At 43.1% G+C, this 15,030-nt stretch carries 15 protein-coding genes and 1 tRNA gene; 3 read left to right on the forward strand and 13 right to left on the reverse strand.

The window, feature by feature from the left end:
• Window positions 1–319: 319 nt before the first annotated feature.
• The 3 genes from tsf to K6V48_RS08820 form a co-directional block, all read right to left on the reverse strand.
• The gene (gene tsf / locus K6V48_RS08810) at window positions 320–1,360 is read right to left on the reverse strand and encodes a translation elongation factor Ts (protein ID WP_222369133.1); all 1,041 of its coding nucleotides are present in this window, start codon (window positions 1,358–1,360) and stop codon (window positions 320–322) included.
• Window positions 1,361–1,516: 156 nt separating this feature from the next.
• Window positions 1,517–2,293 carry a 30S ribosomal protein S2 gene (rpsB, locus tag K6V48_RS08815; RefSeq protein ID WP_222369136.1) on the reverse strand — a complete coding sequence of 259 codons (777 nt, stop codon included), beginning with the start codon at window positions 2,291–2,293 and terminating at the stop codon, window positions 1,517–1,519.
• Between the two features lie 314 nt (window positions 2,294–2,607).
• Window positions 2,608–3,867 (reverse strand): transposase, encoded by a 1,260-nt coding sequence (locus tag K6V48_RS08820; protein ID WP_222369139.1) that lies wholly within the window; start codon window positions 3,865–3,867, stop codon window positions 2,608–2,610.
• A gap of 209 nt (window positions 3,868–4,076) precedes the next feature.
• On the opposite strand from K6V48_RS08820, the gene K6V48_RS08825 reads away from it, so the two are divergent.
• Window positions 4,077–4,147 (forward strand) — tRNA-Cys (locus K6V48_RS08825).
• A gap of 342 nt (window positions 4,148–4,489) precedes the next feature.
• Here the strand turns inward: K6V48_RS08825 and nusG are convergent.
• The 4 genes from nusG to pbp2a form a co-directional block, all read right to left on the reverse strand.
• Window positions 4,490–5,029, reverse strand: coding sequence for a transcription termination/antitermination protein NusG (nusG, locus tag K6V48_RS08830; protein ID WP_002940254.1), 540 nt, complete (start codon window positions 5,027–5,029; stop codon window positions 4,490–4,492).
• Between the two features lie 153 nt (window positions 5,030–5,182).
• Window positions 5,183–5,359: a preprotein translocase subunit SecE gene (secE, locus tag K6V48_RS08835; protein ID WP_024391629.1), complete on the reverse strand. Its 177-nt coding sequence runs from the start codon at window positions 5,357–5,359 to the stop codon at window positions 5,183–5,185.
• A gap of 9 nt (window positions 5,360–5,368) precedes the next feature.
• On the reverse strand, window positions 5,369–5,521 hold the full coding sequence (rpmG, locus tag K6V48_RS08840) for a 50S ribosomal protein L33 (RefSeq protein ID WP_032512074.1): 153 nt from the start codon (window positions 5,519–5,521) through the stop codon (window positions 5,369–5,371).
• A 49-nt stretch (window positions 5,522–5,570) separates the two neighbouring features.
• On the reverse strand, window positions 5,571–7,769 hold the full coding sequence (pbp2a, locus tag K6V48_RS08845; RefSeq protein ID WP_222369142.1) for a penicillin-binding protein PBP2A: 2,199 nt from the start codon (window positions 7,767–7,769) through the stop codon (window positions 5,571–5,573).
• Between the two features lie 155 nt (window positions 7,770–7,924).
• Between pbp2a and K6V48_RS08850 the strand changes: the two genes are divergently transcribed.
• Window positions 7,925–8,893, forward strand: a complete 969-nt coding sequence (locus K6V48_RS08850; RefSeq protein ID WP_222369145.1) for an NAD(P)/FAD-dependent oxidoreductase — start codon at window positions 7,925–7,927, stop codon at window positions 8,891–8,893.
• Window position 8,894: 1 nt separating this feature from the next.
• Window positions 8,895–9,761, forward strand: a complete 867-nt coding sequence (locus K6V48_RS08855) for an RluA family pseudouridine synthase (RefSeq protein WP_024391626.1) — start codon at window positions 8,895–8,897, stop codon at window positions 9,759–9,761.
• A gap of 25 nt (window positions 9,762–9,786) precedes the next feature.
• Here the strand turns inward: K6V48_RS08855 and purR are convergent, their stop codons facing one another.
• The 6 genes from purR to rpe form a co-directional block, all read right to left on the reverse strand.
• Window positions 9,787–10,599, reverse strand: a complete 813-nt coding sequence (gene purR / locus K6V48_RS08860) for a pur operon repressor (RefSeq protein WP_024391625.1) — start codon at window positions 10,597–10,599, stop codon at window positions 9,787–9,789.
• 102 nt (window positions 10,600–10,701) lie between these two features.
• Window positions 10,702–11,568, reverse strand: a complete 867-nt coding sequence (locus K6V48_RS08865) for an aminoglycoside phosphotransferase family protein (RefSeq protein ID WP_222369148.1) — start codon at window positions 11,566–11,568, stop codon at window positions 10,702–10,704.
• Window positions 11,568–12,509, reverse strand: a complete 942-nt coding sequence (locus K6V48_RS08870) for a 3'-5' exoribonuclease YhaM family protein (protein ID WP_222369151.1) — start codon at window positions 12,507–12,509, stop codon at window positions 11,568–11,570. Before K6V48_RS08870 ends, K6V48_RS08865 begins: the two co-directional genes overlap by 1 nt.
• On the reverse strand, window positions 12,499–13,737 hold the full coding sequence (locus tag K6V48_RS08875) for a DNA recombination protein RmuC (RefSeq protein WP_222369154.1): 1,239 nt from the start codon (window positions 13,735–13,737) through the stop codon (window positions 12,499–12,501). Before K6V48_RS08875 ends, K6V48_RS08870 begins: the two co-directional genes overlap by 11 nt.
• Window positions 13,738–14,370: a thiamine diphosphokinase gene (locus tag K6V48_RS08880; protein WP_024391621.1), complete on the reverse strand. Its 633-nt coding sequence runs from the start codon at window positions 14,368–14,370 to the stop codon at window positions 13,738–13,740.
• Window positions 14,363–15,022, reverse strand: coding sequence for a ribulose-phosphate 3-epimerase (rpe, locus tag K6V48_RS08885; RefSeq protein ID WP_222369157.1), 660 nt, complete (start codon window positions 15,020–15,022; stop codon window positions 14,363–14,365). The genes K6V48_RS08880 and rpe overlap by 8 nt, the downstream gene beginning before the upstream one ends.
• Window positions 15,023–15,030 lie beyond the last annotated feature (8 nt).

The raw sequence follows: 15,030 nt of genomic DNA on the forward strand, positions 1-15,030 counted from the left end.
CCCTTCCTCTCCCCGCTACCTCACGATAGTCAGGCTTGGGAGTCGCTTTGGGGTTCACCGGTAGCGGGTGTCCACAGAGGACTTTCACCTCAGATGTACGACATGCCCGTCGTACATATGAAAAGAACTCCCTTTCGGAAGTTCTTGAATTGTCGAGCAGTCTTTCAGTTTGCTTTTAGTACTAGGAAACGAGCCGCAGACTGTACTGAAGTACAGCAAGGCGAGTTCAAATACTCCAGTGGAGTATTTGAAGTTGGAAATATGGAAACGGCGTTTCCTCATACGTCGAAGTAATAAAAGATAAAATGAAGACTACCAATTATTTACCAAGAGCTGCTGCCATAGTCGCTGCAACTTCTGCTTCAAAGTCGTTTGAAGCTTTCTCGATACCTTCACCCACTTCGAAACGAGCAAATTCTACAACTGAAGCATTCACTGAGTTCAAGTAAGCTTCAACTGTTTTGCTGTCATCCATGATGTAAACTTGAGCAAGAAGTGTGTAAGCTTGGTCAACTTGAGTGTTGTCCAACATAAAGCGATCCATTTTACCTGGGATGATTTTGTCCCAGATTTTTTCTGGTTTGCCTTCTGCTGCTAATTCAGCTTTGATAGCTTCTTCAGCTGCTGCAATCACTTCGTCAGTCAATTGAGATTTTGAACCGTATTTCAACAATGGCAATGCTGGTTTGTCAACCATTGCACGGCTTTCGTTGTCTTGTTCGATTTTGTGGTTGATTTGTGCCAACTCATCTTTAACAAATTGCTCATCCAATTCAGTGTAAGAAAGAACAGTTGGTTTCATTGCAGCAATGTGCATTGAGATTTGTTTTGCAAGAGTTTCGTCACCACCATCAACAACTGAGATAACGCCGATACGTCCACCATTGTGTTGGTAAGCACCAAATGCTTGAGCATCTGTTTTTTCAACCAAAGCAAAGCGACGGAATGAGATTTTCTCACCGATTGTTGCAGTTGCGTTTACGTATGCTTCTTCAAGTGTTTCACCTGAAGGCATTGTCAATTTAAGAGCTGCTTCGTTGTCCGCTGGTTTACCTTCTGCAATTACTTTAGCAGTAGTGTTTACCAATTCAACGAATTGAGCGTTTTTCGCAACAAAATCAGTTTCAGCGTTCACTTCAACAACTGCTGCTACGTTACCGTTCACGTAAACACCAGTCAAACCTTCAGCTGCTACACGATCAGCTTTTTTAGCTGCCTTAGCCATACCTTTTTCACGAAGCAATTCGATCGCTTTTTCGATATCACCGTCAGTTTCTACCAATGCTTTTTTCGCGTCCATAACGCCAGCACCTGATTTTTCACGCAATTCTTTAACGAGAGCTGCTGTAATTTCTGCCATGTCTATTCTCCTTGTTTGTATTTATAAAATAGAGGAGCGGGCTCAGCCCTGCCCCTCTAGGATTGTTTTTTGTGTTTGATAAATGATGTAAAGTGTACCCGGACTAAAAAGCTAAAATTTAGATAAATCTAACGCTTTTCTTAACGCCTTCGTTACTTATTTTCCTTCTACAACTTCAACCAATTCTTCGATTGATTCTGTAGATGCTGGCTCAGCTGCCATTTCAGCTTCAACTGCTGCTACGCTGTCTTCACCTTGGTTGCCTTCGATGATAGCGTCAGCCATTTTAGCTGTGATCAATTTAACAGCACGGATAGCGTCATCGTTAGCTGGGATGATAACATCAATATCATCTGGATCAGTGTTTGTGTCAACCATCGCTACAACTGGGATACCCAATTTTTTAGCTTCTTTAACAGCGATTTGCTCTTTATGTGGGTCAACAACGAACATTACATCTGGAATGCGTGGCATGTCAGCGATACCACCCAAGAATTTTTCAAGACGTGCACGTTGTTTGTTCAACAATGCTACTTCTTTCTTAGGAAGCACTTCGAAAGTTCCGTCTTCTTCCATGCGGTTGATTTCTTTCAAACGAGCGATACGTTTTTGGATTGTACCCCAGTTTGTAAGAGTTCCACCCAACCAACGGTGGTTGATGAAGTATTGACCAGCGCGGATTGCTTCGTCTTTAACAGCTTCAGCAGCTTGTTTTTTAGTACCTACGAACAAGATAACTGCGTCGTTTGCTGCAGCATCACGAATGAAGTCGTATGCTTGGTCAGCCAATTTTACAGTTTGTTGCAAGTCGATAACGTGGATACCGTTACGTTCTGTGAAGATGTACTTAGCCATCTTAGGATTCCAGCGACGAGTTTGGTGACCGAAGTGTACACCAGCCTCAAGAAGTTGTTTCATTGAAATTACTGCCATGAGTATTTCTCCTTTTTGTTTTTTCTCCTCTCCCAAACTTCGACTTGCAGCCCAACCTTACGGCAACAGGGTCACAATTGGTTCGAGATGAGTATTTGTTGCTACAGCAACTCTATTATCATACCAAATTTTTTCACTTTTGACAAGGAATTTCCACTTGTGTTGTATTTTTCAAAACCCGTTCCTTTTTCTGACAAAAATATTTGATTTAACTCTCTTAAACTCAAGAATTTTCCTCCACTGATGGATTGAGATAGCTCGAAAACTGAAAAAAGGGCGCACTGCCCCCTTGGTTTTTGAACTATTTTTTATTTTTAGACTACCCAACTGGCTAAATGAGTATTCTGGCCTTGTTTGAGTTTGGCTAAGGCAAATCCAACTATCACTAAAAAACTCATGGCAATAGCTAGACTCATCTTCTTAAGCCCTCGGATAGTGTGCTTCTCGAATCGAAAGTCGCGGTCTATACGCCCATTCACCCTCTCCACAGCTGTCCGCTTCTTGTAGAGTCGCTTAAACTTCTGACTATCTCTAGCTACTTGATTAAAGATAATAGGTTCTACCGACCGTTTCAAACGGAAGATGCGATTGTCCTGATAACGGGGATGAAAACCATACCGCAAACTGTCACAAGACTTATCGTATCCCTTATAGATAAGCTGAATCGCTTGGCCCTTGTCATCCACCCAAAAGACTTCTCCAGATTGATTGTAAATCACATCCGTATCAAGGTATTGCCTGGTTTCATCTTCTTTCCACTTATGAGGATGATCGATGATAGGAAGAATTGTGGCTTCTTCTATTAGATTCTGAAGAGGAATTCCACTATAACCACGGTCTGCCATCAAATATTCTGCTCTCTCCATGGTCGTTTGACGCATGTTTCGAATCAGCCTTTTGGCAACAGTAGGTTCCCCTTCTGAGGCCGTCGTCACCTCCCAAGCAACAGGCAGTTCATAAGTCGCATCAACCACAAGATGACAACGATAGCCATAGTGTTTCTCCATAGAGACCGTTCCATTTTTATGATGACGTTTTTTTATAGCCATATCGGCATCACAGTCAGAGCGTCTATCCTTTCTTTGTTTCTTACCATATGGTGTTGCATAACTATCAATGAACTTGCCATCTAGGGCTAAGTCAACACCAAATTCCGGAAGAAGGTTGTATAGTTCAGATATGCCCGATAAAACCCACTCGTCAATGTCTGGACAGACCTCTTCCAAGTCCTGAATAAAACGAGAATAAGCAGACTTAGAGGGAGCATGAACAAGTTTAATAGTACCATTTTTGAGCTTAACACCGTGAGTTTCAAAGCCACAGATTTGACGGAGCTGGCTATTCATATTAAGCTGACGAATCAACTGTTGATCGGTTTCCAATTGAAGAACTATTTTAGCAATATAGGCAATGAAGTAAGATTGAACAGAATAATCCTTACGCCCGTGTTTGCGTTTGGCTTCTAACTCATCAAATAGACCCGTTTCTGGAAGACCATCTAATACCATCAAAATTTTTTCTAAATCACCTAGTTCCTGATCCTCAAAAAGGTTAAGCTGTGTTATAATTTTCATAGTGAGACCTCGTTAATAGAGATTTTTGACTTAAAACTATTATAACGCTTTGACGTTTCATTGAGGCTCACAAAAGTGAAAAATCGCTACTTAACGTGGCGATTTTTCTTTTTATAGCGTGCTAATCCGGTGATAGGACGGGAATAAATAACTACGGGAATGATTCACTTGACGTATGGCATTTTTTTCGGTAAAATAGTTTCTGTTATGGCGGTATAGCCAAGTGGTAAGGCACGGCTCTGCAAAAGCTTGATCGTCGGTTCAAATCCGTCTACCGCCTTTATTATAGGGATTTATCCAAATCACTACAAGTCAAAAGCCCGATTTTTCGGGCTTTTTTGATTTTCCGTCTGGTTAAATTCGGCAGACTTTGAAAATAATTTGGAGCAAATTTGGGGCAAGAGAAAGTAACTGGGCAAAACTAGCCAGTGAATAAAAAACACAGATAGATTCAAGCTGAGTATGATGAAATCCAGCCGAACTTTCTGTGTTTTTTTATCTCTTTTATTTTGGACTAATTTCTTAGCCAATTTCCTTAGATTCATGTTCATTAGGAGTAATCCTATTAATCAAAAATGTGAAACAAAAAAGAGCGTTTTCTCGCCCCTTAATCTTTCTTTTCTTACAACTCAGCAATTTGGCTCAAGTTAACTTCGGCAATGGTATCATTACCAAACATAGAGATAACCATCTTGACCTTATTGTTATCAATTTCTGTGATTTTTCCTGTATAGTCTGTGAAGGCTCCGTCAATAATGCGAACAGTGTCACCAACTTTCACATCAATATCAAATTCTTGTACAGTTTGACCCATTGATACCAAGATTTGACGGATTTCTTCTTCCAAAAGTGGCGTTGGTTTTGAACGGTTCCCATGCGAGCCCACGAAACCAGTAACGTTTGGAGTATTACGCACCACAAACCAGGCCTCATCAGTCATGACCATTTCAACCAATACATAGCCCGGGAAGCGATTTTCTTCCACTTCCTTAACTTCGCCATTTTTCTCAACTTGTACTGTTTGAGTCGGAATTTCTACACGAAGAATATTCTCCAGCATATTATAAGTATGCGCACGTTGAAGTAAGTTTTCTTTTACTTTATTTTCATAACCAGAATAAGTTTGTAAAACAAACCAGCCTTTATCAAAACTATCGTACATTATCTTTCCTTTCTCTGGAACCTGTGCCTCGTATTCTTCAATGAAAGATTCATTCAAAAACTACGGTATGTCATTTGAAGACGCTAAAAAAAGCCCGAAGGCTTTCGCTTTTCTCTATTATATCACTTCCATTTTGAATATGGCAAGCATTTTCTAGAAAAGATTAATTAAACTCATAATTCCTTTTGACAAAATAAGGTCAAATAGGTAAATGAGAGCAACAAAGAATGCGGAATACTGAATTACCGAAGCAAAGTCTTTCCAGCTTTGTTTTCCAGTAGGCCAAGCAGTCTCTTTTAAAATGCTAAAAATATCTGAAACGAATTTCATATGCAACTCCTATCGGGTTTCCTTGTGAACAGTGTACTGACCACAATGTTTACAAAATTTATTTACTTCTAACCGTGTTGGTTTGGGATTGCTCGAAAGGTTTATCGAATAATTTCGAGAGCCACAAACTGTACAGGCTAAACTTGCTTTTTTTAGTGCCATCATAGCCCTCCATCTTTACTATTCTAACATGTTTTATTCAGTTTGACAACTACTCAAACCAACTTCTTACCGTATCCCATAACGTTTTCGCCCGTTCTGGAATATTGGCATCTAGGATTTGTTGTTTTGTCTTTTCAATCAAATCCTGTGCTTGAGTAGTAATATCTTGCACTTGATCAGAAGTAACGACCGAATCTGAGGCACTTGTATCCTCTTCTTGAATCGCTACAATACCATTTTGAACATAAGCATTCTCCACATCGAAGGCAGTCCCTGCTGTATTTGGCAAAATCGCATCAGCTACTGTACGGAAGACTGTTGGAGCCATCCAGTAGCTACTGCTATCAATGTAATGATTCTCATCCGTCTGTTCAAATCCGACCCACTGACTGATGACCAGATCAGGTGTATAAGCTATATGCCACTGGTCATTAACAAGATTTACATCAAAACTTGTTTCGGTTGTTCCCGTTTTTCCTGCAAGATAGTAATTCGTCGCATCTGCAGATACACCTGTACCATTCGTATAGGTCCCAAGCATCATAGAAGTCATTTTATCTGCAACCGAGCGGTCAATTACTTTTGTACTTGTCTCGCGATGCTGAGCCAATACCTTTCCACTTGCTGTTTCAATACGTGTAATTAGATGAGCATCCTTCATTACACCATCATTTGCAAAAGCACTATAGGCCTGAGCCATTTGCAAGGGGTTCGTTTCCACCCCTGATCCGATTGACGCACCAAGAACCTTTTCAACATTTTCCATATCAAGACCGAACTTTTGACCATATTCAAAGGCTTTGTCAATCCCCAAGGTATTTACAATATATGCAACTGGCAGATTGTAAGATAAAGCTAAAGCTTGGTACATTGGAATGGTATCCGAAGTTGAATAGTCATAGTTGTGTAAGGTATAATCCCCATAGGTTTCCGTATGGTTATCCAATGGTGTATCAATAGCCCAACCCGCTGCTACTGCTGGCGCATAGGCAACAAGGGGCTTAATAGTTGAACCGGGACTACGCTTAGCTTGAGTCGCAAAGTTGAATGTTCGAAACACAGCATCTTCCGAACTATTCACGCGCCCAACCAAGGCTCGAACACCGCCAGTTGTAGGATCCAAAGCTACACTAGCAGCTTGAGCCGAGGTTCCATCATAGCTTGAAGTCGGAAACATAGTTTCATCATTGAAGATAACCTGCATACTCGCTTGAGAATTTTGGTCCATTTCGGTATATATTCGATAGCCGTTATTGATGATATCTGATTCTTTAAGGCCATAGCGATCAATCGCTTCAGCAATAACCGCATCAAAGTAAGATGGATAAGAATAGTTATCTTGCTTACCAGTATAGGTATCTGCTAACTGGCTCGCTAAATCGACTTGAAAACCTGCATCGGCAGTTGCCTGATCAATATAGCCAGCATTGACCATATTTTGCAAGACTGTATCTCGGCGATTGATTGCATTTTCTAAGGAATAATAGGGATTATAAATTTCTGGACCCTTAAGCATTCCTGCTAAAACAGCTGATTGTTCAATCGTCAAGTCACTAGCAGAAATACCAAAATATTTTTGACTAGCATCTTCAACTCCCCAAACCCCATTACCAAAATAGGCATTGTTGAGATACATTGTAAGTATTTCTTGCTTACTGTATTTTTTATTGATTTCAAGGGCTAGGAAGAACTCTCTAGCTTTTCGACTAATGGTCTGCTCTTGTGTCAAAAATGCATTTTTAGCTAACTGCTGGGTAATCGTTGAACCACCACCTGAACGCCCCAAGGTCAAAACAGCTAAGATGGTTCGTTGATAGTTTATCCCTGAGTTTTTATAAAAACTCCTGTCTTCTGTAGCAATCACCGCATTCTCAAGATTATCAGAAATAGCATCTAATTCTACATAAGTCCCTTTTTGACCAGATAAGGTCCCTGCCTCAGCACCATCCTTATCATAAATAATCGTTGTAGCCTTTAATGCTTCCTGCAAATCCCCAACATTCGCAGTCTTTGCAAGAAAGAATAGGTAACCACCTACCGTAAGAACCATTACGCCTATCAAGATCAAAACTATTTTTGTCAGTTGATAGCGCCGCCAAAATTTACGAACTGGCTCTGGAATGCGAGACTTTTTCTTTGGTTTGTCTGAATGACCTCGATTTCCCCTGCGACTACGGCTAGGTCTGTCATCATTGTCAGATTGAAAATCATCTGGAACTTCAATCGGCTGATGTTGCAAATCGTCCATAGAACACCTCTTTCTAGTGATTTTGTACCATTATACAATATTTTCTTTCAGCTAGCTGAGAAAAACACTACTGCAAACCTGTCACAGCCGAACAGCGGAAATTTTTGGCAAAATATGATAAAATAGGGAGATTCTGAATCAGAAAAGGATTTCCAATGACACAAGTATATGATATTACCATTATTGGTGGCGGACCAGTTGGTCTATTTGCCGCCTTCTATGCCCATCTCCGCCAAGCTAAAGTCAAAATCATTGACTCCTTACCACAGCTTGGGGGCCAGCCGGCAATTCTCTATCCAGAAAAAACAATTTTGGATATTCCAGCCTTCCCTAGCTTAACAGGACAAGAATTAACCGATAACCTCCTTGCCCAACTCTCAACTTTTGAAACAACCATTTGCCTCAATGAAACTCTGACTGCCATTGAACCAGGAGAAGTTATTACCCTGACAACCACCAAAGGCATCCACCAGACAAAAACTCTCCTTATCGCCATGGGAGGTGGGGCCTTCAAGCCTCGTCCACTGGAAATTGAGGGAGCAGACAGCTTTGAAAACGTTCACTATCATGTATCCAATATCCAACAATATGCTGACAAAGATGTTGTCATCTTAGGTGGGGGAGACTCCGCGGTTGATTGGTCATTAGCTTTTGAGAAAATCGCTAAAACTACTCATATTGTCCACCGTCGCGACAACTTCCGTGCCCTTGAGCACAGCGTAGAGGAACTCAAGCAGTCCAGCGTCACCATCCATACACCATTTGTCCCTAAAGGGCTTTCTGGGGAAAATGGCAGAGCTTCTGCCATTCATTTCGACAAGGTTAAGAGCGAGGACAAGCTCACCCTACCTTTCGATCACCTCTTTGTCAACTACGGTTTTAAATCATCCGTTGGAACGCTAAAAGAATGGGGCTTGGAGCTCAATCGTCACCGCATCGTTGTCAATAGCAAGCAAGAAACTTCTGTTCCAGGTATTTATGCCATCGGTGACTGTTGTTTCTATGAAGGCAAGATTGACCTGATTGCGACTGGTCTTGGCGAAGCCCCAACCGCCGTCAACAATGCCATGAACTACCTCAATCCAAATGAAAAAGTGCAACCTAAGCACTCAACCAGTCTGTAAGATGAAAATTGACATTCGCATTCCCCAAGCCTTTCCACAACTCACTGTTAAGGAAGTCTTGGAAGATTATTTTCTTATTCCTAGAAAAATCCGACATTTCCTCCGCACCAAGAAACACGTCCGTGTCAACGGTGAGTTGATAAACTGGCAGAGCACCATAGCAGCAGGTGATTTGCTAGAATTGACTTTTGACCAAGAAGACTATCCTGAAAAAAGTATTCCTCTGGGACAGGCGGACATGGTGGAGGAACTTTATCAGGATGAACATATGATAATTGTCAACAAGCCTGAAGGTATGAAGACCCACGGTAACGAGCCGACAGAGATTGCCCTGCTCAACCATGTATCTGCCTATGTTGGACAGACCTGCTATGTGGTCCACAGACTCGATATGGAAACCAGCGGAGCCATTCTCTTCGCCAAAAATCCCTTTATCCTTCCCATTCTCAATCGGCTTTTGGAAGACAAGGTCATCTACCGTGACTACCTAGCCCTCTGCCAAGGACAGTTAAAAAAGACCGACTGGACCATTACCGATAAGATTGGACGGGACCGCCACGATCGCAGAAAGAGAGTCGTTGACAACCAAAAAGGACAAGCAGCCTTCACTCAAGTCCACCTCTTGAAGACCATTGGCAAAAATAGTTTGGTCGCCTGTCGCCTCCAGACAGGTCGGACCCACCAGATTCGGGTTCATCTAGCCCACCACGGTCATGCTCTGATTGGCGACCCACTTTATAGTTATGTAGCTGCCCACCGCCTCATGCTCCACGCCCAAAAACTCAGCTTAACGCATCCGCTAACTCTGGAAAAAATCAGCGTGGAAGCACGGTCGGAGAGTTTTGAGAGAATAGTAAAAAAGAGCTGAAAACCAGCTCTTTTTTGCATGTATGTTATTCAAAAATATTCCCCAATTCGACGTCAACGCGGTTTTCCTTGACATTGATATCCGTCACAGCCAGCAGGGATTTGTAATTCGCTACGCTACGGTCCCCTTTTTGGTTTTCCGCAAAGACAGCCACACCTACCAAGGTCGAGTCAAACTCAGACAAGAGGCTAATCATACCATTGATAGTTCCACCATTCTTCAAGAAGTCATCGACGATTAAGACACGGCTTCCCGCCTTCAAACTACGCTTAGACAGGAACATCTTTTCGATACGGTCGCTAGATCCTGACACATAGTTGACAGAAACAGTTGACCCTTCAGTAATTTTCAAATCACGGCGAACGATGACAAATGGTACATTAAGAACATTGGCAACCGCATTCGCTAATGGAACACCTTTTGTTGCAACTGTCATGACAGCATCGATTTTTTCATCTTTAAATGCATTAGCAATAATGCGACCTACATTTTTTAGGATGTGAGGTGTTGATAAGAGGTCTGAGGAATAAATATAACCGCCAGGTAAGATACGACTACTTTCAGCCATCTGACTGCGCAGTGTCTCTGCGATTTGCAACGACTCTTCTTTTGAGATGGACGGTGTGAAAACAACACCTCCGCTAGCACCCGTGATGGTTTCAATTTTCCCAATGGAGCTTTCTTCAAAAGCCTTTTTAATGATGGCAATATCTTCGGAAATGGAAGATTTAGCTGATTCATACTTTTCAGCAAAGGTATTCAAACTTGTCAATTCATAAGGGTGGTTGATGAGATAATTGGAAATCACTACCATCCGTTCGCTTCTTCTTAACTTCATATAATCATCCTCTAAATTTATTTTTTCTATTATATCACAAAAACAACAAAAAGCGAACTTTTTATATAAAAAGTCCGTCTTTTTTCGCATTTTATAGAAATACTACCGATACCATGAGGGGGAATAAAGCCTATAGTGTTCATACCAACCAACTATTCTCTCAGCTTGTGACTGCATCAAGGGAATTTGTTCGGGATCTACTTGTTCTGCCCAAGAAAGAGCTCCTAGACTATTTACTGTGACATAAAGTGCAGTGAGTCTCCAAAATTCCTCTGGAATAGCGCCATCAAAATAGGCATCCACCTGACCACGTGCAAAGGCTGGAGACAAATCTACCGTGAAAATCAATCGATTAAATTCTTCCCAGGGGTCTCCTATATCGTAGCGATCAAAGTCTAAGATTTTTAGTTTTCCATCTCTTCCCAGTAGAAAATTCCCTGTATGAAAATCTCCATGATGGTAGGCAATCGGCCTCCCTTCAAGCAAGTGACGATTGGCCTGGACAAAGTTTATCATGGCTTGACCATTTGGATAGGAATGACTAGCTGCTTGGTAGGCAGCTAATTTACTGTCAATCTTTGCCTGATAAAAACTGTTCCAGTCGCGCAGGCTTTGATCAATAGGCAGACCATGCAGGGCTCGTAAAAACTTTCCAGCCTGACAGCCCAATTCATACAAGACAGAATCAGGCAAATCGGAAGCCACTTCATTCATGTCCTGACCTTCCACCCATTCATAGAGAGTGTAGACTGACAAGTCATCCGCCCAAAAACTTAGTGGCTCCGCCACAGGCAAACCTTGATCAAACAGTTTTTCAACTAACTGAAACTCTAATCGCTTAGCCTCATAGGCTGGCCGCTCTGCTATTCTCAACAGACCAAAGCGACCATCTTCTAGCTGGACCTTGTACTTTTGGTCCGTGGACCAGCCTTTAGCGAGGGGCTGTCGAGATACTATCCTAACTACCATTAGTCGATATTGGGCTTATAGAAGGCGCGGTTATCCATGGCAAAGATACGGTTGGTCATCTCGCCTGGACCGACCTTGTCCAAGGCCGATAGCATCATCATCATTTCCGCATCGATGTTGTCAATCATGTGGAGGATTTCCGCCTCCATAATCTGCGGACGGACTGGGCTACCATACTCCAAGAGGCCGTGGTGGCTGAGGATAACGTGGCGCAGAACAGTCACTTCCTCCAGACTGTCATCAATGCCCAATTCCACCAAAACCTTGGTAATCTCTTCATCAATCAAGGAAATGTGCCCAATCAAATTTCCACGGACAGTGTAGCCTGTGTTATCAGGACCTGTCAGTTCAATCACCTTGGCTAGGTCATGAAGCATGATTCCTGCAAAGAGCAGGCTCTTGTTGAGCTGAGAATAGATGTCACCAATTTTATCAGCCAAGCGGACCATGGTCGCTGTATGGAAGGACAAACCTGAATAGAAGGCATGGTGATTGGTCTTGGCCGCTGGATAGGAATAAAATTCCTTTTCATATTTACTGTAAAGAGCACGGACAATCCGCTGCCAAGTGGCATTTTCGATGCGGAAAATCATCTGATTTAGGTAGTCCTTGGTGTCCTTGACATCCACAGGTGGCTTTTCCTTGAACTCAGCAGGGTCGTTTGGTTCGCCAGCTTTTGGTAAACGGAGAACCAACTGATTGACTTGGGGTGAATTATTGTAGACTTCACGGCGTCCCTGCATATGAACTACAGTTCCAGCAGTAAAATCCTTGATTTTCCCTGGTTGGGCGTCCCAGACCTTGCCTTCAATCTCACCAGTCTCATCTTGGAAGGTCAGAGCCAGGTAGTCTTTACCAGCCCGTGTTTGACGGACTTCTGCTGTTTTGATCAAATAGAATCCTTCGAAGAATTCATCTTTTTTCATTTGGTTAATTTTCATTATCTTCCTCATCTAATGGGGACAAGCCAAGCAGTCCCTTAGTTTGGTCATCTTCGTATAGGTCGATGGCTCGAAGACTACGCTCGATAGCGTTGGTGCGAGTCGTTAGGAGTTTGTCAATATTGCTGCTGGCCTGATTGAGTTGCTTTTGGGCCTTGACCAAGAGGTCAGAAAACTTGCCAAATTCCAGCTTGACATTGCCCAAGACCTTGGAAATATCATCGGCCGACCGTTGAATGTTGAGGGTTTTAAAGCCGACAGAGAGCGAATTAAGCAGGGCAGAAAGGGTGGTCGGTCCTGCTACCACGATATTTTCCTGACGGCGAAGGTCGTCAAAGAAAATCGGATTGCGGACCACCTCTGAATAAAGCCCTTCGGTTGGCAAGAACAACACGCCAAAGTTGGTGGTTTCAGGCGGATTGAGGTACTTGCTCTGAATGTCCTTGGCAAAACGTTTAATAGCAGCCAAGAGATTTTTCCGATGGAGGTCAATCTGGTCCTTGTCCCCACTTTCGTAGGCATCTTCCAAGCGGTAGTAATCCGCCAGCGGAAACTTGGAATCGATTGGCAAGTAGATATAATCGCCTTCAGTCCGTCCTGGTAGCTTGACCGCATACTCCACGCGCTCACTAGAGCCTGAAACCGTGGCAAACTCTCGCTCATATTGGCTAGGTGTCAAAATATCCTCGATAATCTGTCCCAGCTGCAACTCACCCATGATGCCACGGGTTTTGGTGCCAGACAGCACCTTGTTAAGACTGCCCACATCACGCGCCACCGTCTGCATTTCTCCCAGACCACGATTGACCGATTCCAATTGCTTGGACACCGTTTCAAAGGAGGCTTGTAGGCGGGTTTGCAGGGTTTTCTCCAGCTTTTCCTCGACCGTCTGCCGCATTTCTTCCAGGCGTTTTTCATTGGACTCCTGAATGGCCTGCAAACGGCGGTCGGTGACATCTCGCGTTTCCAAGTGGCTCTTATTCAGCTCATGACGGATGTCGGTTAGCTGTTGGTAAAGCTCCGTGCGGAGTCTTTCCACTTCCTGATGAATGGCCTGTTGCTGTTTGAGGGTTGCATTTTCAAGTTGATAGCTGAGCTGATCAGACAAGTTGTCTGCTGTGTCTTCTGCCTGATCTTGCAAAAGCAGGGCCAAGCTCTGCCATTTTCCATAAAGAAAAACCAAGGCGAGCAAGACCAGTATCAGCAAAATAAGTAATACAATATCCATCTAATTCTTATCCTTACTGTAGATAAGGACCACGTAGCCCTTATCCAGTTGAATGTCTATGTCTCTATCTATAAATTCGTTAGAGGAATAGCATTTTTTGAAAAAATAATTACTGGCATCCAACGGGTACTTGGCATGACGAATGGTCAAGCGGCTGCCATCTTCTGGCATAAAGGAAATATAGGTCATTCCTTGAATAGGTTGAATGACATGACGTCCTGCAGGTCGAAAACGGACGATATTCTGACTGTCCACCAATTCAATTTGCTCCATGTAGGGTGCCAAGTCAGGCTCTGCAGCTAGAAAGAGATTGGCCATCATATGATCCATGCGTCCACCCAAGGCACCGTATATGTGAACCTGGGCCTGCGGATAAACTTTGAACACTTCCTTTAACGCTAACTCTAAGTCTGTGTCATCTTTTTCAGCAGGTGCTTGTAGGAACCGCTCTGCTAGATCCTTTATCCGCCCTAATTCTTCAGGTGTCACCGAGTCAAAATCACCGATAGCCCAGTCAAGAGGTAGGGAATGTTCCAATAGACGAAGTGAGCCTGCATCTACCCCTACATAGAGGTCTGCAGGCTCAGGAAGGCAGTCAAATGAACCACCTGCTATTAGGGCAATCTTAATCATGGAGGGCTGCTTTCAATTTGGCAACGTTGGCATCCAAGTCTCCTTTGAAGAGATAGGAACCTGCCACAAAGACATTGGCACCCGCATTTTTGGCTGAATGAATGGTCTTATCATCAATTCCGCCGTCCACTTCGATGTCAAAGTGCAAGCCGTTGGCTTCACGGAGTTTGACCAAGGCCTCAATCTTCTCAGCTACTTCTGGAATGTAGGCTTGTCCACCAAAACCTGGGTTGACCGTCATAAGGAGCACCTGATCCACCAAGTTGAGCACAGGCTCAATGGTAACAAGAGGCGTGCCTGGATTGATGACCACGCCCACCTTCATACCAGCGGCACGAATTTTTTGCAGGGTTCCATGCAGGTGAACCGTTGCTTCTGCATGAATGGTTAAAATATCTGCACCCGCACGTGCAAAGGTCTCAATATGATTTTCAGGATTGGACACCATGAGATGGCAATCAAAAACCAGCTTGCTATGAGGACGCATAGCCGCAACCACATCCGCCCCAAAGCTGATATTCGGCACAAAATGACCGTCCATGACATCAATGTGCACATACTCTACACCTGTCTTTTCTAGACGCTTGAGCTCTTTTTCAAAATTTGCATAATCTGCCGCCAAAATAGACGGTGCGATCTTATAATGTGACATACAGAACC

It is taken from the genome of Streptococcus suis (assembly GCF_019794555.1).
Lineage (GTDB): Bacteria > Bacillota > Bacilli > Lactobacillales > Streptococcaceae > Streptococcus > Streptococcus suis_AB.

What these genes read in the sequence shown, in the direction of transcription:
- nusG (WP_002940254.1), bottom strand. Translation starts at nt 5,029, where the DNA reads ATGTACGATAGTTTTGATAAAGGCTGGTTTGTTTTACAAACTTATTCT.
- tsf (WP_222369133.1), bottom strand. Translation starts at nt 1,360, where the DNA reads ATGGCAGAAATTACAGCAGCTCTCGTTAAAGAATTGCGTGAAAAATCA.
- K6V48_RS08855 (WP_024391626.1), top strand. Translation starts at nt 8,895, where the DNA reads ATGAAAATTGACATTCGCATTCCCCAAGCCTTTCCACAACTCACTGTT.
- K6V48_RS08865 (WP_222369148.1), bottom strand. Translation starts at nt 11,568, where the DNA reads ATGGTAGTTAGGATAGTATCTCGACAGCCCCTCGCTAAAGGCTGGTCC.
- K6V48_RS08820 (WP_222369139.1), bottom strand. Translation starts at nt 3,867, where the DNA reads ATGAAAATTATAACACAGCTTAACCTTTTTGAGGATCAGGAACTAGGT.
- rpsB (WP_222369136.1), bottom strand. Translation starts at nt 2,293, where the DNA reads ATGGCAGTAATTTCAATGAAACAACTTCTTGAGGCTGGTGTACACTTC.
- K6V48_RS08870 (WP_222369151.1), bottom strand. Translation starts at nt 12,509, where the DNA reads ATGAAAATTAACCAAATGAAAAAAGATGAATTCTTCGAAGGATTCTAT.
- purR (WP_024391625.1), bottom strand. Translation starts at nt 10,599, where the DNA reads ATGAAGTTAAGAAGAAGCGAACGGATGGTAGTGATTTCCAATTATCTC.
- K6V48_RS08880 (WP_024391621.1), bottom strand. Translation starts at nt 14,370, where the DNA reads ATGATTAAGATTGCCCTAATAGCAGGTGGTTCATTTGACTGCCTTCCT.
- secE (WP_024391629.1), bottom strand. Translation starts at nt 5,359, where the DNA reads ATGAAATTCGTTTCAGATATTTTTAGCATTTTAAAAGAGACTGCTTGG.
- pbp2a (WP_222369142.1), bottom strand. Translation starts at nt 7,769, where the DNA reads ATGGACGATTTGCAACATCAGCCGATTGAAGTTCCAGATGATTTTCAA.
- K6V48_RS08875 (WP_222369154.1), bottom strand. Translation starts at nt 13,737, where the DNA reads ATGGATATTGTATTACTTATTTTGCTGATACTGGTCTTGCTCGCCTTG.
- K6V48_RS08850 (WP_222369145.1), top strand. Translation starts at nt 7,925, where the DNA reads ATGACACAAGTATATGATATTACCATTATTGGTGGCGGACCAGTTGGT.
- rpmG (WP_032512074.1), bottom strand. Translation starts at nt 5,521, where the DNA reads ATGGCACTAAAAAAAGCAAGTTTAGCCTGTACAGTTTGTGGCTCTCGA.
- rpe (WP_222369157.1), bottom strand. Translation starts at nt 15,022, where the DNA reads ATGTCACATTATAAGATCGCACCGTCTATTTTGGCGGCAGATTATGCA.